At 46.1% G+C, this 20687-nt stretch carries 16 protein-coding genes; 11 read left to right on the top strand and 5 right to left on the bottom strand.

What is annotated here, in order from left to right:
• Window positions 1–155 precede the first annotated feature (155 nt).
• A complete protein-coding gene (locus AB3Y96_RS07255) occupies window positions 156–1574 on the bottom strand; it encodes a glutamine synthetase family protein (RefSeq protein ID WP_025800826.1) in 1419 nt (472 codons plus the stop codon).
• A 216-nt stretch (window positions 1575–1790) separates the two neighbouring features.
• On the opposite strand from AB3Y96_RS07255, the gene puuD reads away from it, so the two are divergent.
• From puuD to sanA, 11 genes are all read left to right on the top strand, one after another.
• Window positions 1791–2573, top strand: coding sequence for a gamma-glutamyl-gamma-aminobutyrate hydrolase (gene puuD, locus AB3Y96_RS07250; RefSeq protein ID WP_072309227.1), 783 nt, complete (start codon window positions 1791–1793; stop codon window positions 2571–2573).
• Window positions 2574–2585: 12 nt separating this feature from the next.
• A complete protein-coding gene (gene puuR / locus AB3Y96_RS07245) occupies window positions 2586–3143 on the top strand; it encodes an HTH-type transcriptional regulator PuuR (protein WP_025800824.1) in 558 nt (185 codons plus the stop codon).
• Between the two features lie 82 nt (window positions 3144–3225).
• Window positions 3226–4722: an aldehyde dehydrogenase PuuC gene (gene puuC / locus AB3Y96_RS07240; protein ID WP_367298834.1), complete on the top strand. Its 1497-nt coding sequence runs from the start codon at window positions 3226–3228 to the stop codon at window positions 4720–4722.
• A 5-nt stretch (window positions 4723–4727) separates the two neighbouring features.
• The gene (locus tag AB3Y96_RS07235; RefSeq protein WP_072309225.1) at window positions 4728–6008 is read left to right on the top strand and encodes an FAD-binding oxidoreductase; all 1281 of its coding nucleotides are present in this window, start codon (window positions 4728–4730) and stop codon (window positions 6006–6008) included.
• A gap of 267 nt (window positions 6009–6275) precedes the next feature.
• The gene (locus AB3Y96_RS07230; RefSeq protein WP_367298833.1) at window positions 6276–6539 is read left to right on the top strand and encodes a hypothetical protein; all 264 of its coding nucleotides are present in this window, start codon (window positions 6276–6278) and stop codon (window positions 6537–6539) included.
• A 250-nt stretch (window positions 6540–6789) separates the two neighbouring features.
• Window positions 6790–8007 carry an MFS transporter gene (locus tag AB3Y96_RS07225; protein ID WP_367300288.1) on the top strand — a complete coding sequence of 406 codons (1218 nt, stop codon included), beginning with the start codon at window positions 6790–6792 and terminating at the stop codon, window positions 8005–8007.
• Window positions 8008–8135: 128 nt separating this feature from the next.
• Entirely contained in the window at window positions 8136–8543 is a 408-nt protein-coding gene (locus AB3Y96_RS07220) for a CidA/LrgA family protein (RefSeq protein ID WP_072309223.1), read from the top strand.
• On the top strand, window positions 8543–9235 hold the full coding sequence (locus AB3Y96_RS07215; RefSeq protein ID WP_072309222.1) for a CidB/LrgB family autolysis modulator: 693 nt from the start codon (window positions 8543–8545) through the stop codon (window positions 9233–9235). Before AB3Y96_RS07220 ends, AB3Y96_RS07215 begins: the two co-directional genes overlap by 1 nt.
• A 196-nt stretch (window positions 9236–9431) precedes the next feature.
• The gene (gene cdd / locus AB3Y96_RS07210) at window positions 9432–10316 is read left to right on the top strand and encodes a cytidine deaminase (protein WP_367298832.1); all 885 of its coding nucleotides are present in this window, start codon (window positions 9432–9434) and stop codon (window positions 10314–10316) included.
• A gap of 294 nt (window positions 10317–10610) precedes the next feature.
• A complete protein-coding gene (locus tag AB3Y96_RS07205) occupies window positions 10611–12308 on the top strand; it encodes an NAD-dependent malic enzyme (RefSeq protein ID WP_072309220.1) in 1698 nt (565 codons plus the stop codon).
• 218 nt (window positions 12309–12526) lie between these two features.
• Window positions 12527–13276: an outer membrane permeability protein SanA gene (gene sanA / locus AB3Y96_RS07200; RefSeq protein ID WP_072309219.1), complete on the top strand. Its 750-nt coding sequence runs from the start codon at window positions 12527–12529 to the stop codon at window positions 13274–13276.
• Between the two features lie 95 nt (window positions 13277–13371).
• Here the strand turns inward: sanA and AB3Y96_RS07195 are convergent, their stop codons facing one another.
• The 4 genes from AB3Y96_RS07195 to mglA form a co-directional block, all read right to left on the bottom strand.
• The gene (locus tag AB3Y96_RS07195) at window positions 13372–15009 is read right to left on the bottom strand and encodes a S8 family serine peptidase (protein ID WP_367298831.1); all 1638 of its coding nucleotides are present in this window, start codon (window positions 15007–15009) and stop codon (window positions 13372–13374) included.
• Between the two features lie 194 nt (window positions 15010–15203).
• Window positions 15204–17396, bottom strand: a complete 2193-nt coding sequence (locus AB3Y96_RS07190) for an EAL domain-containing protein (RefSeq protein ID WP_367298830.1) — start codon at window positions 17394–17396, stop codon at window positions 15204–15206.
• Window positions 17397–17927: 531 nt separating this feature from the next.
• Window positions 17928–18938, bottom strand: a complete 1011-nt coding sequence (gene mglC, locus AB3Y96_RS07185) for a galactose/methyl galactoside ABC transporter permease MglC (RefSeq protein ID WP_072309216.1) — start codon at window positions 18936–18938, stop codon at window positions 17928–17930.
• Window positions 18939–18983: 45 nt separating this feature from the next.
• On the bottom strand, window positions 18984–20576 hold the full coding sequence (gene mglA / locus AB3Y96_RS07180) for a galactose/methyl galactoside ABC transporter ATP-binding protein MglA (RefSeq protein ID WP_367298829.1): 1593 nt from the start codon (window positions 20574–20576) through the stop codon (window positions 18984–18986).
• Window positions 20577–20687 lie beyond the last annotated feature (111 nt).

Below are 20687 nucleotides of genomic sequence, written 5' to 3'. Positions count from 1 at the left end.
TGAGGATGGAGTTACAACATTTTTCCGGCCAATACCCAAAAGATTTCAGATTGTAGAAAGGCGGCAACTGAATGAATCCCCAGGAGCTTACTCTAGTAAGTGACTGGGGGGATTGAAGGCAGCCAACGCATCTACAATTTGAAAGATAAAGGGTATTAGGCGTTCTTCAACATCCAGTCAATCTCAGTGTCAGTCACCATGCGTTCAAACTGAATAAGCTCATCGGTTTTACAGGCATGGTAAACATGGCTGAAACGCTCTCCGAGCAGCGAGCGCAACGCTTGCTGTTCTTCAAATTCATACAGAGCATCACTTTGGCGGATTGGGAATGGCAGGCCGTCCTGCTCAATGCCGTTGCCGGTGATCGGTTCTGCCAGCGTAAGCGTGTTGTCTAAACCGTGCAGAATGCCCGCAAGCACCGTTGCCATTACCAGATACGGGTTAGCATCCGCGCCTGCAACACGATATTCAACACGGTGGCTGTCGCGATCGCCACAGGGAATGCGCAATGCAACGGTACGGTTGTTGTGGCCCCAAGAAGCCTGAGTCGGTACATACATGCCCGGCTGGAAGCGGCGGAAAGCATTGACGTTTGGCGCCAACAGCGCCATCGACGCAGGCATCAGTTCCATCATGCCCGCCAGCGCTTTCTTCAATAATGCAGAGTCTTCACCATCGTCGTCGGCAAAAACGTTTTGGCCTTTACTATCGAGCATACTGATATGAATATGCATACCGCTGCCCGCATACTCTTCATAAGGCTTCGCCATGAAGGTGGCGTGCATATCGTGATTTTCAGCCACCATGCGCACCAGTCTCTTTAACGAGAGCGCGTGGTCACAGGCCAGTAAAACGTTATCGGTATGGTTTAGGTTAACTTCGAACTGCCCCGGAGACGCTTCGGCTACCGCGCCATCGGCTGGGATTTGTTGTAACTTCGCCAGTTCATCAATATCGCTTAACACATCAGCAAAGTGATTCAGGTTATCAACTGAATACACCTGACTTTGGGTATTTCGCTCCTGAGTACCGGGCGCGCATGGCGGCTGAAGATAGCCTTCGGCGTCGCGTTGGCGATCGATGAGATAGAACTCCAGCTCTACCGCTACCACGGGGAATAATCCGCGCTGGCGTAGCTGCTGCCAGACATTATTCAGCACGTTACGTGGCTCAACGTCAAAGGGAGTACCATCTTCATCCAGCATGGTCAGTAGAACCTGACCGATAAATTCAGGGTCAGCCGCCGATGGCGTTAACGATCCCAGTACCGGGATACAGGTACGATCGGGCTCACCGAGCTCTTGCCCTAACCCAGCCTCTTCAACCACGTTGCCCAAAATATCCATCGCAAACACCGACGCAGGGAAATAGCAGCCCTTCTCAAGCTTTTTCAGCCCAGCAACAGGAATACGCTTTCCACGGAAGCAACCATTAAGGTCGGTAAGGAGTACATCGACGTGCTGCGTGGAGGGATAGCGTTCCAAGTAATTTTTTACTTCGCGTTGGAACGCGCTACTTCGTCTCTCTTCACTGTGCTGAACAAAGTTTTCAACTTCTACGATATTGGTTTGCATGATTCACCCGCCATTGTTTGAAGACCGTGGATCTGACCGTTTGGACTGCTCGATATAATGTCCACAATTGAAATGTAGATGCAAACAAAATGTTTCGCAAGTGTTGCAATTAGTTTGAATATTACGCTTACCACTGCTAGATTGAGAAAATATTGAACGGAAAGGCGCTGTATGGAAGCAATGTGTTCATAATTTAGACCAAGCGGAGAGGGTGGTATGGGCAATATATTTAACAGGCCGGTGATTGGCGTTGTCATGTGTAGGAACAGGGTGCACGGGCACCTAACGCAAACCTTGCAAGAAAAGTACCTAAATGCCGTATTGAATGCAGGTGGACTTCCGGTGGCCCTGCCACATGCGCTGTCTGAACCTGAGCTATTAGAATCGCTTCTCCCCCATCTGGACGGCATTATGCTGCCGGGCAGCCCAAGCAATGTGCAGCCGCACCTATATGGTGAAAACGGCGATGAGCCTGACGCCGATCCAGGGCGTGATAGTTTGAGTATGGCGCTGATTAGCCTCGCACTCGAAAGGCGCATTCCCCTTTTCGCCATCTGCCGAGGGTTACAGGAAATGGTGGTGGCAACCGGTGGCACGCTGTATCGCCGCCTGTATGAACAGCCGGAGTTACTGGAGCATCGCGAAGATCCAGAACTTCCGCTGGAGCAACAATATGCCCCCTCTCATGAAGTACTGGTACAGGCAGGGGGTTTACTTTCTCAATTAGTACCGGGTTGCAACAAGTTCTGGGTTAACTCATTGCATGGTCAAGGCGCCAAAACGCTGGGGCCACGTCTACGCATCGAAGCTAAGGCATCCGATGGCTTAGTGGAAGCGGTTAGCGTCCACGATCACCCATTCGCCTTGGGCGTGCAGTGGCATCCTGAATGGAATAGCGATGAATACGCCCTATCCCGCTTGTTGTTTGAAGGTTTTATCACCGCTTGTCAGAACGCCAGTGCTGAAAAAAACAGCCAGCCTGATAAGAACTATCAATAAGGAAATATGCATATGAGCGATGTCAGCTTGGCGCCAGGAAAACGCCTGTCACATATCCGTCAACAATTGGGATTGTCACAGCGCAGGGCAGCTGAACTGTCTGGATTAACGCACAGTGCTATTAGCACCATCGAACAAGATAAAGTCAGCCCAGCCATTAGCACCTTGCAAAAACTGCTCAAGGTCTATGGGTTGTCACTGTCGGAGTTTTTTGCCGAACAGGAAAAGCCAGATGAACCACAGGTTGTGATTAACGCCGAGGACTTGATTGAAATTGGCAGCCAAGGGGTTTCCATGAAGCTCATTCACAACGGCAACCCTAACCGCACGCTAGCCATGATGATCGAAACTTATGAGCCAGGCACCACAACCGGTGAGCGCATAAAACATCAGGGTGAAGAGATAGGCACCCTGCTGGAAGGGGAAGTGATGCTGACGGTCAATGGCCAGATTTATCACCTAGAAGCCGGACAAAGTTATGCCATTAACACCGGCATTCCGCATAGCTTCAGCAATACGTCGGCGCGTATATGTCGAATTATCAGCGCCCATACACCCACAACATTCTGACGCCTATGTCGAGATATAGATAAAACCCAACGCCGTTGGCATTGCCCTGCAATGCCATGTCGAAGGGAATTAAGGGGAACGCATGGACTTTCACGATTTGCAGTACTGGCAGCAACGGGCTCGCGCCCTAGAGATTGAGAACCGACTGTTTATTAATGGCCGTTATCAGCAGGCCGCCGATGGCGCACAGTTTGCCGTGGAAGATCCGGCGGGTCAGCGTGAGCTGGTTCGCGTCGCTCAGGGAGATGAGCACGATGTGAATCAGGCCGTTAGCGCAGCGCGTGAAGTCTTTGAGCGGGGGGATTGGTCGCGCTCCCCACCGGCAAAACGCAAAGCTACGCTAATGAAGCTGGCTGATTTAATGGAACAGCATCACGAGGAGCTGGCGCTGCTGGAAACACTGGATACCGGCAAGCCTATTCGCCATAGCCTACGTGATGATATTCCCGGAGCTATCCGCTCTCTGCGTTGGTATGCCGAAGCCATTGACAAAGTGTATGGCGAAATTGCGCCAACGGCTCAAGATGCCCTTGCGTTAATTGAACGTGAGCCCGTTGGCGTTGTGGCCGCCATCGTGCCTTGGAACTTCCCTCTCCTGCTAGCCTGCTGGAAACTCGGGCCAGCCTTAGCCGCGGGTAACAGCGTTATTTTAAAACCGTCGGAAAAATCACCGTTAACCGCTCTACGTGTCGCTGGTTTAGCCAAAGAAGCTGGGTTACCCGACGGCGTATTGAGCGTGATTTCAGGTTTTGGCCAAGGCGCAGGACAAGCTCTCTCTCGCCACCCGGACGTCGACGTACTGACATTTACCGGATCCACGCGCACCGCCAAACAGCTGTTGAAAGACTCGGGCGATTCCAATATGAAGCGCGTTTGGCTCGAAGCCGGCGGCAAAAGCGCCAATATAATTTTCGCCGACTGCCCCGATCTGCAAAAAGCAGCGGCTAATGCGGCGGCGGGTATTTTCTACAATCAAGGCCAAGTGTGTATCGCAGGCACGCGTTTATTGGTGGAAGAAAGTATCAAAGACGAGTTCCTCAGTATTCTGCGCGAACAGGCTCAGGCCTTCAGACCGGGTAACCCACTCGATCCTGAAACCGTGATGGGCACGCTTATCGATGCCGATCATTGCGAAAAAGTGAATGAATATATCGCAGCAGGGCTTGCTGAAGGTGCGAACCTGTATCTGGATGGCCGCGATCACCCACAAGGTGAACATGGCAGCTATCTCGGTCCCACTATTTTTACCGACGTTCACAATTCAATGCGCATTGCACGTGAAGAAATTTTTGGCCCGGTACTCGCCGTTACGACCTTCACCACCGAACAAGAAGCGCTCACGCTGGCAAACGACAGTGACTATGGCTTAGGCGCAGCCATCTGGACCCGCGATCTCTCCAAAGCCCATCGCATGTCGCGCCGCCTGAAAGCGGGCTCAGTATTCGTCAACAACTACAACGATGGCGATATGACCGTGCCGTTTGGTGGCTATAAGCAGAGCGGTAACGGCCGCGATAAGTCACTGCACGCCCTAGAAAAATTCACCGAATTGAAAACTATCTGGATCTCGCTGGAGTAAACATCATGACTGAACATGTAAATAGCTACTATGCCGCCAGCGCGAATCCACACGCGCCTTACCCACAGCTGACCGAATCCGTTCAATGCGACGTGTGTATCGTCGGCGGTGGTTATACCGGCCTTTCTTCCGCACTGCACCTAGTTGAAGCGGGATATGACGTCGTTTTGCTAGAATCAGCGCGCATTGGCTTTGGCGCCAGCGGACGTAACGGTGGTCAGTTGGTCAACTCCTACAGCCGCGATATTGACGTGATTGAACAACGCTACGGGATGGACACCGCAAAAATGCTGGGCAGTATGATGTTTGAAGGCGCTGAAATTATTCGCCAGCGCATCAAACGTTACGCCATCGACTGTGATTACAAACCCGGCGGCATTTTCGTTGCGCTCAATAACAAGCAATACCACACGCTCATCGAACAAAAAGCCCATTGGGAACGCTATGGCAATACTCAGCTTGAACTTTTAGATTCAGACCGCGTGCGTGAAGAGATCGCCTCCGATCGCTACGTTGGAGGATTATTAGATCACAGCGGTGGTCACATTCATCCTCTTAATTTAGCGCTAGGTGAGGCAGAGGCGATCCGCATGCAAGGTGGGCGGATCTTCGAGCAATCTCCGGTTGTTAAAATTAAGCATGGCACACCTGCCACGGTTGTTACTGAAAAAGGTCAAGTGCAGGCGAAATACGTTATCGTCGCGGGGAATGCCTATCTGGGAAATAAAGTCGAACCGGAATTAGCGCGCCGCAGCATGCCGTGTGGTACTCAAATTGTAACAACGGAGCCTCTACAAGCCGACGTGGCTGCCTCATTAATTCCGAAAGACTACTGCGTTGAAGATTGTAATTATCTTTTAGACTACTACCGTGTAACCGGCGATAACCGTTTGCTGTATGGCGGCGGCGTAGTTTACGGTGCTCGTGACCCAGACGATATTGATAATCTCATCGTGCCAAAATTGCTGAAAACTTTCCCACAATTGAAAGGCGTGAAAATTGATTATCGCTGGACTGGTAATTTCTTGCTGACCCTATCACGCATGCCACAGTTTGGTCGGTTGGAGAATAATATTTACTACATGCAAGGCTATAGCGGGCATGGCGTTACCTGTACTCATCTAGCCGGGAAACTGATTTCAGAAGTGCTGCGTGGCGACGCCGAACGTTTTGATGCCTTTGCTAAACTTCCTCATCTTCCTTTCTTTGGTGGACGAAATTTACAAATTCCATTCACCGCTATCGGTGCCGCCTATTATACAATCCGCGATCGGTTAGGCGTGTAATTACGCCATTACCCACCGAAATACAAGAGTCTATAAGACTCTTGTATTTTTCCATTAAACTTACTTTTATCGCCATTAATTATGCTACCAAAAGTAAGGAATAACTTTTCAGAGTTTTCCATTTGTATTCATTTCATTTGATTTTTAAACACTATTATTACCGGCTAGTATCAGCGATACGAAATTAATGAAAATAGCGCTGGTATTTAGGCGCTTAAAAAAACAAAATATAAAGCTGCATTTATATATTTAAAAGAGAGGAATATTATGCAGCTAATATATAATTATGATGAATATTACAAATGGGTCATTAGCTCTTTCCTATATGACCTCGACGCCAATTCAGATCCTTTAGTCGATGAAAGTGAGCTACTTGATTTTGCTAAAAAATCACAGCCAGAAAGCTACCCATGTCTGGTTTATATCGCGGTGAACAGTCCATTAGAGCCCTTTCCTTCCATCAAATTTATCTATACAAAACAGCTCCACGCATGGTCTGAACAAGCCAGACTCGTTGCCGAGCACCCATAAGCCACATAGTGAACAATGGTAATGGATTGCCATTGAATCTTTTACAAACATTTATTTTTCACTTCAGTATTTTCTTTACGATTTCTGGTTTGTGGCAGTCATTGATCGCTAAACGAGTCATAAATTATAAATAACTTACTGAATTTATTGTTTAGACTAGCCGACTCCGTTTTTTCTAATACACTCAGTAGCTATCGTTCGCCCCTTTACCATGCGTAAACTGCACCTAATAAGATGTCAATATATGAGGCTGAAAGGATTCCCACCACTAATTACCCTGCTATTAATTTCATCGCTCATATTAACTATAGGGCGCGCCATTACGCTGCCTTTTATTACCATCTATATGACTGAGCATTTTCATCTTGAACCTGAGAGCGTGGGGTTAGTCTTAGGTGTCAGTCTTGCTCTTGGTATTGTCGCCAGCTTTTACGGTGGTTATCTGGTTGATAAATTCGATAAACACCGTTTGATGATTATCAGCATTGCCCTATTTGCTTTGACGTTTTGTATTATGCCATGGCTTAACGACGTGCTCTGGATGGTGCCCGTATTGGCGCTACTGCACGCCGCTTATTCTATTTTCAGCATTGCCATTAAAGCCTGCTTTGCCGAATGGTTGCCGGTGAGTGAACGCATTCGCGGCTTTTCTATGAATTACACCTTGGTCAAGGTTGGCTGGGCCGTTGGTCCAGCGCTCGGCGTTTTCGCAGCGTCATTCTATCCTATGCTGCCGTTTTTGCTCTCTGGCCTACTGGCCTTTCTCGTTGGACTCACCCTTTGGCTACGCTTAGACGGTTACGGGCTTCCGCCGACGAACGGCGATGCGGTGTTTACCGAGCAGCGGCTCAGTTTTCGAGCCACCTTTAAAGTCTTAAGCCACGACCGGCGGCTGATCTTTTTCACCCTTGGCAGCACCATGGGTGCAGTGGTTGCAGGGCAGTTTACTGGCTACTTGTCCCAGTATCTCATTACCGTCAGCAATGCGCAGTTTGCTTATCAAGTGATTGGTTCGGTAATGACGGTGAACGCAACCGTCGTCATCGGCTTGCAGTATTTGCTCAGCCGCAAAATGAATAAAGAAAATCTGTTGCGCTGGCTAATGCTTGGCACGCTCTTTTTCTGTCTTGGGCTCATTGGGTTTGCGTTGGCTGAGCGTTCCATTCCTATTTGGATGGTCGCCATGGCGATCTTCACCCTCGGTGAAGTGATTGTGATCCCGGTTGAATACTTGTTTATCGATTTTATTGCGCCACCTCACTTGAAAGGCAGCTATTATGGGGTACAAAACTTAGGCAATTTAGGCGGCGCGGTAAACCCTATACTGTGTGGCTTTTTGCTGTCTTTCGCGCCACCGACTACGCTTTTCTACGTACTGGCAGTGATATCACTTTTTGGTCTAGCATTTTTCTGGTACGGCTATAGACTGTCGGGCGCATCCAACCATGCTTCCGAAGATCTCATCTGATACGGGCTCCTGACTGAAAACCTTCACAAACGGCATATTTGCGATAACTTGTTTTCATGATGTGATCGGTAGCACATTCCTGATTTTAATTGTATGATGAATGCGTTTTCTTTCTTAGGTATTCACTGATGTCAAAAGCATTTTCAGTTTGCTGGCAGTATTTGAGAGCTTTCATATTAATTTACCTGTGCTTATTTGCAGGGAATGCCATCTCAACGCTGCTACCAATCACAATTCCAGGCAGCATTATTGGCATGCTGATCCTATTTGCCCTGCTGGCGTCACAAATCATGCCGGCAAAATGGGTGAAGCCCGGGTGTAATATCTTAATCCGCTACATGGCGCTGTTGTTTGTCCCTATCGGCGTTGGCGTGATGCAGTACTACGACGTTCTGACCAAGCAGTTTGGGCCTATCGTCGTATCGTGCCTAGTGAGTACTTTGATTATTATGGTTGTCGTTGCTTATAGCTCTCATATGGTGCATCGCGAACGCATCATCGGTGAGGCTACCGACGGCAGCGAGGAGAAAAAATAATGGCTTATATTTGGTGGTCCTTACCACTCACACTATTAGTCTTTTTTGGGGCGCGACGTATTGCCCAAAAGCTAAATATGCCGTTATTGAATCCGTTGCTCGTATCAATGGTAATTATTATTCCATTGCTATTACTGCTCAAAATTCCTTACGAGCATTACTTTGCTGGCAGTTCAACGCTCAACAGTTTGCTGCAACCCGCCGTGGTCGCATTAGCATTTCCACTGTATGAGCAGATCCACCAGATCCGCGCACGCTGGAAATCCATTATCACTATCTGCTTTATCGGTAGCGCCACAGCCATGATTTCAGGTACCGCAATTGCTCTGTGGATGGGCGCTTCGCCAGAAATCGCTGCTTCAGTGATGCCGAAATCAGTGACCACGCCAATTGCGATGGCCGTGTCACAGTCGATTGGTGGCATCCCAGCAATCAGTGCGGTATGCGTTATTTTCGTTGGGATCCTGGGGGCTGTATTTGGCCATACCCTATTGAACTTGATGAAAATTAGCACCAAGGCCTCGCGTGGTTTGGCGATGGGTACCGCTTCGCATGCCCTTGGGACCGCACGCTGCGCCGAGATGGATTTTCAGGAAGGCGCATTCAGCTCGCTGGCACTGGTTATCTGCGGGATTATTACTTCATTGTTAGCGCCATTCCTTTTCCCTGTGATGTTGCATTTATTTAGCTAAGATCACTTCCTATCCCTCCCCTAAATGGGGAGGTTCATGAAGCGGCAGCAAGAAACAGAAATCACAAAAACCCGCGATACATCTCACACTTCTTTCATTTGTTACATTAATTACATCAAAATAGTGATAATAATCACATAATAAAGCCAATCGGTTGCCTAGAATACTCTCCCGTAACTAACTAAGAGGCTCCCCCATGCACGCACGATACGACGCGGCATTCAGCCAACTGCCAGCCGCTTTGCAGGCGGCGCTCTCACCGATTATCAATCATGCTGATTTCCAAGCGGTTATCACCGCTTCTCAAGTCGAGGTTCTGAAACAAGCTACCGGCATGAGCGACAGCGAATTAGCATTTGCCCTGCTCCCTATGGCCGCCGCCTGCTCACTGGCAGCAATCTCCAATTTTTACGTCGGTGCCGTTGCACGCGGCGTTAGCGGCAACCTGTATTTCGGTGCCAATATGGAGTTTCTGGGTGCGCCAATGCAGCAAACTATTCACGCAGAACAGTGTGCGGTAACGCACGCATGGTTGCGCGGCGAAAAAGCCCTCGCCTCCATCACGGTTAACTACACGCCTTGTGGTCACTGCCGCCAGTTTATGAATGAACTCAATAGCGGAACCAAGCTGGCCATCAACCTGCCAGGTCGTCAGGCCGCCACGCTGGGTGATTACCTGCCGGATGCTTTTGGCCCACGCGATCTTGAAATCAAAACGCTGTTGATGGATGAAGAGAACCATAACCTCAGCTTAGCGAATGCAGATGAACTGACTTTAGCAGCATTAGATGCAGCCAACCGCAGCCATGCGCCTTATAGCCATGCCTATAGCGGCGTTGCCTTGGAAGCCGATGATGGCACCGTTTATAGCGGACGTTATGCTGAAAATGCGGCATTCAACCCAAGCTTACCGCCGTTGCAGGCTGCACTGATTCTGATGAACGTTTCAGGAAAAGATGTGCTGCGTACACGCCGCGCGGTATTGGTTGAAACAGAAGACGCCGTGTTCTCCCAGTGGGATGCAACCCAAGCAACGCTTCATGCATTAGGCTGCACTCAAGTAGAACAGGTTCAGATTTAAGCTACTTTAACGCAGGGTCATTCGGCCCTGCGTTTCCGTTCGTTCCTCGCCAAATCCTGTAAAAAAGTGTTACTTAGCTCGCACTTTCCCTGCTAAATGTCATCTTTCTATAACAAGCATTGAACAACTTATTAGTATCTCTTAGGATCGCTGGGATGACGTATTAAAATCTCTGATAATCTGATCACTATACCCAAATAATTCGAGTTGCATTGATGCGTTCAGTGAGCACAGCCAACAAAAATGCAGCTTGAAATATGATGGGTATACCGCCCGACATAAAGAGTGCTATTCATGGAACTGGAATACGAAAGTAAACGCCCGTTGTACATCCCCTACGCAGGCCCGATCCTGCTGGAATTCCCCCTGCTGAACAAAGGCAGCGCCTTTAGCGAAGAAGAACGCAGCAACTTCAACCTGCATGGCCTGTTACCTGAAGCCGTCGAAACGATTGAAGAACAGACCGAGCGCGCCTATCGCCAGTATCTCGATTTCAAAACTGATAACGATAAACATATCTACCTACGTAATATCCAAGACACCAACGAAACCCTATTCTATCGCATGCTTGATGCCCATCTGAGTGAAATGATGCCGATCATTTACACCCCGACGGTGGGCGAAGCCTGTGAACATTTCTCTGATATTTACCGTCGCGCGCGTGGCCTGTTCATCTCCTATCCGAACCGCGACCGCATCGACGACATGTTGCAAAACGCCACCAAACAAAACGTGAAAGTTATCGTCGTAACCGACGGTGAACGTATCCTTGGGCTAGGCGATCAAGGCATCGGCGGCATGGGGATCCCTATCGGTAAACTGTCACTGTACACCGCGTGCGGCGGCATCAGCCCTGCTTATACGCTGCCGGTTGTGTTAGATGTCGGCACCAACAATCCACAGCGCTTAAACGATCCGCTGTATATGGGATGGCGTCACCCACGTATTTCCGGTGACGAGTATTATGCCTTTGTTGACGAATTCATTCAGGCGGTGAAGCGCCGCTGGCCAAATGTGCTATTGCAATTCGAAGACTTCGCGCAGAAAAACGCCACCCCACTGCTCAACCGTTATCGTGACGAACTGTGCTGTTTCAACGATGATATTCAAGGCACTGCGGCCGTCACGCTGGGTAGTCTGATTGCTGCCAGCCGTGCTGCCGGTAGCCAGCTGCGCGATCAAACCATTACGTTCTTAGGGGCAGGCTCTGCTGGTTGTGGTATCGCCGAGCAAATTATTGCCCAGATGAAATCCGAAGGCTTGAGCGATGAAGAGGCACGCCAACGCGTCTTTATGGTCGATCGCTTTGGCTTGCTCACAGACAAACTGCCAAACCTGTTAGAGTTCCAAAGTAAGCTGGTGCAAAAAAGTGCATCGTTGTCGAACTGGAAAGTAGAAAGCGATGCCATTTCACTGTTGGAAGTGGTGCGTAACGCTAAGCCTACCGTTCTCATCGGCGTTTCGGGTCAGCCTGGCTTATTTACCGAAGAAATCATTCGCGAAATGCACAGCCACTGCGCGCGCCCTATCGTTATGCCGCTGTCGAACCCAACGTCACGCGTTGAAGCACGTCCAGAAGATATTATTAACTGGACCGATGGCGCGGCGCTGGTCGCTACCGGCAGCCCGTTCGGGCCGGTAAGCTATAAAGATCAGGTCTTCCCAATCGCGCAATGTAATAACTCCTACATCTTCCCTGGTATTGGGCTCGGTGTTCTGGCCTCAGGGGCAAAGCGCGTCACAGACGGCATGCTCATGGCCGCCAGCCGCGCCTTAGCAGATTGCTCACCGCTGGCACAGCAAGGTACTGGAGCACTGCTACCCGATATTAAAGATATCCAGCAGGTATCGCGCTCCATTGCGTTCCAAGTGGCCAAAGAAGCACAGCTACAAGGCGTGGCCGTATTAACCTCTGATGAAGCGTTATTACAAGCGATCGATAACAACTTCTGGCAGCCTCAGTACCGTATCTACAAGCGAACTTCATTCTAAGCTGTCGTGAAAGTCGCTGAGTAAAATACAACCAGAACTCTCCCCCAAGCGTGGCGTAACAACCACGCTTTATTTTTAATAATGCGCCCTCATCGTCTAAAAAATCATCAAGTTAGGAAAATCATACTCAGATTGCTTGCGTCGCCTGAGCGGGTAAAGTAGCCTCGTAGGCATAAGTACATCCAGACATAAATCTAACCGACACAGCAGGCACCATCATGTGGAGACGACTGATATACGGTATTTTAACCGTCGCTATTTTACTGGCGGTGACTGCTATTGGTCTGGATCGCTGGATTAGCTGGAAAACTGCGCCGTATATTTACGAAGATGTGCAGGATTTACCGCATCGTCAGGTGGGTGTGGTTTTAGGTACGGCCAAATATGTCAGTACTGGGACCATCAATCAGTATTACCGTTATCGCATCCAAGGCGCGCTTAACGCTTACAACAGCAACAAAGTGAATTACTTATTGTTGAGCGGCGACAACGCGCTCCAGAGCTACAATGAGCCGGTAACGATGCGCCGTGACCTCATCAATGCCGGTGTGCCTAACGGCGATATTGTGCTCGACTATGCAGGATTCAGAACGCTGGATTCCATTGTTCGCACCCGCAGAGTATTCGATACCAACGACTTCACCATCATTACTCAACGTTTCCACTGTGAGCGTGCTCTGTTTATTGCGCTTCACATGGGTATACAGGCGCAATGCTTGGCGGTACCGTCGCCAAAAAATATGATGATGATAAGAGTAAGGGAAATTGGCGCACGCCTAGGGGCGTTAACCGATCTCTATATACTTAAGCGTGAACCTCGTTTTCTGGGCCCGATGATCCCCATTCCGGCAGTGCATAAAGTTCCAGCCGATGCACAAAGCTATCCAGCGGTATCTCCAGAGCAATTGCAAGAACTTGAGCAGGTTTTAAAACAAGAAAAAGCCGCTGAAAAACCAGCGGCTAAATAGATATTATCTCGCGGCTAGCCTAAGCTTCACCTATTCAGAACTCAGTGCTTTACCTTAAATCGCCTGTGACGCCAGTTAATCTATTTTTATTAAAATCATTCTGAAGTTTGCAGCAAAGTATCAATATACTTCATCGCTGCGACGATATTCGGGCGATAGCCAATTCCATCAACAACCCCTTCATTGCCTCCCGTCTTCACAATAAAATCACGCATTTGATGAGCATTGAAATAAACGCCATAGTTATTTTTGGCATAAGATTGAATTAATGCTAAGGCCCCACTCACCAACGGCGTTGCACTTGATGTGCCAGAGAAATCATCACAGTATGAACGTTCATTTTCAGCCATTTGCAATGAGCCATACCCTGTTGAAGTCACTGACCAGTCCCCCCAAGAATTCACCAAAGATGTAGAATGGGAATAATTTGAAAAATAACAAGAACGCCCAGTGTCATGCTCACAAGCACCCACTAGCATGCTGCCGTTATCACCGTAGTCATCAAACTCAGCAAGATTTCGTAAGTCACCACCGCCATTTCCCGCAGCTAGAATGACAACCACACCACGATTAACAAGAGCATTAATTTTATCCCACCATGATTTGTTAGTAGTGACAGGCACATAAGTGCCATTAATAGAAAATTGGACGTTGAGACTCACAATATCGCCGGGTAATGCATCCTTAACAATCAAATCTAAATAATCTGTGTCGTAAAAATAAAACTTAGCGCCATGAGCAATGCCTGTCACACCTAAAGTATTTTTTACAGCGGCAATAATACCTGTTGAGGCTGTACCGTGGTTACAATCGTCAGACTCTGATCGGCTAGCAACGACGGTAATATTGCCTTTGAGATCTTCATGATTATGATAAACGCCAAAATCAAGATGGCGAATATTTACATTAGACCCCGTATTCTCCAGAGCCCATGCCGCTCTAACATTCATTCCATAGCCAGCATCAAGGTAGGTTTGTTTGGCTGAAAAATCAGGGGTTGCGGTAGGGGGTGTGAGTGATCTAACCCGATGTGATCTTGATGAATCGTTAAAGGGTGGCTGTGTAACCGGAGTCAGATTATCGGTAACGGGAACCACTGCGCAATATTCAACATAATCAAGTTTTTCAATTTGTTCTGATATTTTATCTAATAGACCAAAGCTTGCCGTAGCGTTAATTTTATATAAATTATCTAGTGAATCATAGCCACGTTTATTACTTATTGCGGATGCGAAAACATTTAGCAATGAAATATCATTAATATTTAGATCCGTATTCTTAATCAGCATTCTGGTAAAGCTTGAAAAATGTGAAACTCCATCAACGTTTTCGTGTTTGAATTTCTTATCACCTCCAGCTTTAAATTTAATCTCAAGAAAATAATCAACAACACCATCAATGATATGATTTTTCCCTTTTAGTTTTCTTTCTATCGTCTGCACTGATTTGGTTTGTGAAAAAAGCCGTCTGTTCTTTGCGTGAATAGTTGGCGAGGAAACATCAATAATATTCTGATCCTGCGCCGTAACAGTAGCAATTACCGTGTAGTCTCCTTCGTCTACCCCTGCAAAAAAAATTGTTTCACTGACATCTACACTCTCTTTCTCTGCAACAACAACGTCATTACTGCATAGCTTATAGCGAACATTATCGATCGGTTCTGATGTATTAAAATCAATATAGATAAAACCATCAAAGTTAACACTACAATATATATTAAGCTCATTTTTCATGTTAGTTTCTCATCAATTTCACAGTTAAAAATACAATCGCCACTACATAACACATGAAAAATATAAGTAACAAAAAATTATTAATATAAAAAACAATTCTTTTAATTTAAATTAAAATTTAAAAACAAGAAGACAGAGATAAAAAATAATGAACACCACATCAATAGGACGTGGTGTTCATTGAACATAAAATTTTAGAAAGAGCTTAGCGGCTTAGGTTCTCCAAGTAAAAAACCCTGCAAATATTGCACACCTAATTGCTGTAGCATTTCCAGCTGCTCTTGAGACTCAACATATTCAGCAACGACCTGCAGTTTCTTTTCTCGAGCAATATCGCAAATCGACTTAATAATCAGCTGGTCGAGCGAGTTATTGACAATATCTTTTACGAATATCCCATCGATTTTCACGACATCCGCATTTAAGGATTTCAAACGCTGATAGTTAGAAAATCCGGTGCCAAAGTCATCAATTGCAATTTTGAAATGGTAGTCGCGTAGCGCTTTAATCGTCGAGTGCTCGATATTCTCATTAACAAGATGCTGTTCTTCGGTGATTTCAAAAATGATCGCTTCAGGACGGACTTGGTAATGCTCAAAGATTTCAATAATGCGTGGCGCAGTATCACGCTGCATCAAGGTAAGTGGCATCAGATTAACCGAGAAACAGGTATTACTGGTGTCTAATTTCGCTTCACTAATGTGCTTCATCACATTTTCAACCATCAGCAAATCAAACTGCGCGCACAAATTAAACTCAGAAATAAGTGGAATAAATTTACTCGGCGGGATCACATCACCGTTATCCAGGAGACGAGCTAATATCTCGTAATAACTCTTTCCTCCCGAATGCACGATAGGCTGAGCATATAGCTCGAGACGGTTTTCAAGCAACGCCGTCGTAATTTTCCGCAACCACACCACTCGCTCGCTCACTTCTTCCCTAATCGACTGCGCATTTTCCTCTAAACAGGTAACCTCATTTTCGAGGCTAGCGCGCTCTGAAAGATGATGGAGTTTACCTACGCTGGTATAAAGTGACTCTTCCTCAGCATCAAACTGAGTATAAGCAATGCCGTAGCGCAAAATCACCGGATTGTCTTTCCAACTGAGTTGAGCAGCACACAGGCGCTGACGAATCAGATGAATGCGGTTAACGTTATCCGTCGTATCAAGATAAAGCAGCAGTTCGCAGCCTGGCAGTTGGTAGATATCTTCACCCGGTTTAAGCAGCGGCTTAATCACCGCGGCAATACGCCTTTTGGTATCAACCCGCATCATCATGCCATGATAGCGGCTCAAGGCTTCTAAATTTGTTAAACGAAGAAAACAAAGCGTACCCTGCGGATGCTTATCGATATACAAATTCAATGAACGAATATTTGCCAAACCCACCATCGGATCGACACGGGCAAGATGCATATAAACCCGTTTCATCACTTCGCTGCGTTTAAACATCACGGCCATATAAAAAATTGAGACCGTAAAAGCAATCAATGAAGCCGATAAAAATGCAATCTGATAACTACTATTGAGCTCAACAGAGAAATTTGAGTTAAAAACAAATAAGCATAGGGCCGTAAATGACCACATAAGTAAAATAACTCTATGCCCGAACCTAAATATTCCGTAGGTAAACAAAATAAATAACAATGGGATAAAGTAGCTGACGTTGAAATTTTCCTGCGCGGGGAAACAAATAGCAAATAGCGCCCCCAATAAAATCCCTAGCCAAATGAATGTCACACAATGTTTTTCTCTTGAAAAAGCATTACGCAAACATTGGTTAAAAAATTTCTTTGCATAGTTTCCGTTAAGCAACATTCGCAAAGTATAATAATAGGCGGGCGAAATTGCGATTGAAGACAAAACCAGCGCCTCAACGTTAACCACCGCGAACATATCTAGCTTGTACGAAAAATAGCGTTCCATTACTGGAGACATATCTAACACGGAACCAAACGCGAGCATCATGCCTTTACAGGCTAGCGGATAAAGCAACCCAAATACGCACATACGAATGCCTAATGCACGACTGCTCATGCTATCAATATCGTAACGCCAACGAGCGCCTACCATACGATTCATGATGCAGAAACTTCCCCATAGCGGCAGTCCGTAACACAGTGAAAGCACTACGGCTTCGGTCAAGCTCATGATATTTAAAGTTGAATAATAAAACGTATAAACGATAAACAGCGGAATGAATCCTTTCATGCCAAATAACATGACAACTGAAATCGCTAAAGCCAACGGAAGATAAAGTAAAAAAATTGCGTTCCCTTGAATGTTCGCCATAGGCGATAATTCACGCGATAAAGGCAGCAATACGATGCAAATAAGCATCGGAACAATCATTTCTTGCAGCCTGATAATGGTGTTTCTCATTGTATCGATATGCTTCTTTGGAAAGAAAAAATATCAGAGATAGAAAACAAACAATGAAACCTCATGTTTGCCCATTTCGTAAGTTATGGATTTATAATTTAAGAAATGTCTATTCTCGTAGAAAAATCCGTTTAGTACTGCTCACTTCCTTGATATGTAGTTAGCAAGAGACATAATTTCTTTATGTTACTAGCTCAATACCTCAAGTATTAAACCTGATGGGAGATTATTACATATTGAGGACTAAGAAATGTAGAATTATTATTGCAATCAAGAATGTTCCTAGATAAAAATTAACCAAGCACATTCTTTTTTTATTATTAGGTTAATAATGTGATTATATTTAACAAATAGAAAATTCACTTTTGAAGTGTACGCATGTTAATAACTCTGATTTGTTTTTATTAAAAGTTTAATTTGAAATACATGAATTTTTATCATCATAAATTTATTATACAGAGGATTACACCGAGAAATATCTTATGCCATAAAAAAAGCCGAACCTAAGTCCGGCTTTTTTATTTTTAATAATTATTTTTTCTTCGCATACTTCAGCGAGTCAAGAGCTACGGCAAAGATGATAATTGCACCCTTGATAATATACTGCCAATAGGGATTAACGCCAATGTAGGTCAGGCCATAGTTGATCACCGTAAAAATAATGACCCCAGTCACCACACCGATAACGGTTCCTACGCCACCGCTAAATGACACGCCGCCGACGACGCAGGCTGCGATAGCATCCAATTCATACATAAAGCCAAGGTTATTCGTTGCGCTACCGATACGCCCCGCTTCAAGCATCCCACCAAATGCGTAGAACACGCCAGACAGTGCATACACCATGATCAAATTTAACGGTACGTTTACCCCAGAAACTTTCGCCGCTTCAGGGTTACCACCAATAGCAAAGATATTTTTACCGAACCGCGTTTTGTTCCACAGCACCCAGACGAAAGCGACCGCGATCAGTGCATAAAACGTAATATAAGAGAGTTTAAAATCACCGAAACGCAAAAAACCCTGTGCAAAATTCGAGAAATTCGGTGCAAAGCCCGCTACAGGTGAAGCCCCTACGTAGTCGTAATACAGCGAGTTAATACCGTAGACAATAATCATGGTACCAAGGGTGGTAATAAACGGCGTTACGTTGAGATAGGCGATAATTAAACCGTTCACTAAACCAATCACAGCCCCCACCGCGCACACCACGAGAATGACTAATGGAATAGGCACGGTGTCTAAGTTTGGAAACACCTTATTGACGTTATCCATAGACTGTAAAAGCGTTGCAGCAACCACGGCAGCCAACCCCACCTGACGGCCGGCAGATAAATCCGTACCCTGTGTCACAATCAGCCCCGCCACACCGAGCGCAATAATAATACGCACCGATGACTGAGTCAGAATATTACTCAGGTTCATTAGGCTTAGAAATGTCGGATCCTGAAAAATAATAATCGCTAACAGCACTAATAAAACAACATAAATCCCGCCCTCTTTAAAATAGGTAAACAGGCTTTTTTTATTTAATACGCTCATATTCGGACCCTTAAAATATCAGGTGCAACATTACCGATGCAGAATTTATAGATGCAAAGAAGCCAATCTCAGAATTTCATTCTGTGATGTTCTTTTGGTTTCAACAATACCGGCAACTTGGCCATTACTCATGACTAATATGCGATCGGTAATACCCAGTAGTTCAGGCATTTCTGATGAAATAATAATGATGCCTTTGCCTTTTTTCGCCAGCTCGGTCATCAATTGATAGATTTCGAATTTAGCCCCCACATCAATACCGCGAGTGGGTTCATCCAGCATCAGTATCTCTGGCTGAGTCAGTAACCAACGACCAATAATTACCTTCTGCTGATTACCGCCAGACAGCGAGCCAATCGATGTATGATGCCCTGGTGTTTTTACCCGCATAGCATCAATAACCCACTGGGTATCGCTTTTCATCCGCCGATTATCCAGCAAGCCCACTTTATTTTTATACTTACGAATATTCGAAATCAGCGAGTTAAAACCAATATCGAGATAAGCATAAATACCGGTAGAGCGGCGCTCTTCAGTGACTAAGGCAAAGCCATGGTTTATCGCTTCATTCGCGCTATGGTTGTTAATCGCTTTACCATGCAAGCGAATCGTACCTTTTACCTTTTCACGAATGCCGAATAAGGTCTCCACAATATCCGTTCGCTTCGCACCCACCAGCCCCGCGATACCTAAGATCTCGCCTTCATGCAAATCGAATGAAACATCACGGATTGAAGGCTGGCGCAGCGACGTCAGCTCACGGACTTCCAAGATGACCTTACCCGGCGTATTAACCCGATCGGGAAAACGCTGGGTTAGCGAACGTCCCACCATCATTGAAATGATCTGGTCCATACTCATGCCATCTAACGTTTGGGTCGCAATCCACTGCCCATCACGCAGGATCGTGATTTCATCGCAGAGCTTAAATATCTCTTCCATTTTATGGGAGATATAAACAATGCCGCATCCACGATCTTTTAATTTACGGATAATAGTAAAAAGATGATTAACTTCTTTTTCTGTTAAAGATGAGGTGGGTTCATCCATGATGACAATTTTGGCGTTATATGAAAATGCCTTAGCAATTTCGATCATCTGCATTTGGGATACCGACAATCCAGCGACTTTTTCACGCGGATCGATATCAATATCGAGCTCATCGAATATCGCTTTAGTATCTTGATACATTTTATCTTGATCGACAAAAATCCCTTTCATCGGATAACGACCAAGCCACATATTATCCATTACGCTACGCTGCAGAACTAAGTTTAGTTCTTGATGAACCATCGAAACGCCGTGCTCCAATGCTTCTTTCGCGCTCTTGAAATTAATCTCTTTTCCCTGAAAAAGAATACGTCCTGAATCTTTTTGATAAATACCAAACAAACATTTTAATAGCGTGGATTTCCCAGCACCATTCTCCCCCATCAATGCATGGATAGAGTGTGGCCGCACACGCAGATTGACATTATCCAGCGCTTTGACGCCAGGAAATGACTTATTGATATTATCCATTTCCAATAAAAACGCGTCATCATCATGTTTTATCGATGCGTTCTCTTGATTAGAAATCTGATCTTTTGCCAAAGAGCTATCTGTCAACGAGTTACCCATCAAAGAGTTATCTGGCATAACATCCACCTGAAAATGACATAAAGAATAAGCCCGATAACCTCTGGTTGAACCATCAATCAATATCGGGCTTAAAACTTAAAAGTTATTGTTATATAGGCTTAGGTGAAG

Source organism: Hafnia alvei, assembly GCF_964063325.1.
In the GTDB taxonomy this organism is placed as follows: domain Bacteria; phylum Pseudomonadota; class Gammaproteobacteria; order Enterobacterales; family Enterobacteriaceae; genus Hafnia; species Hafnia alvei_B.
This window is presented reverse-complemented; position numbering and strand designations above follow the sequence as displayed.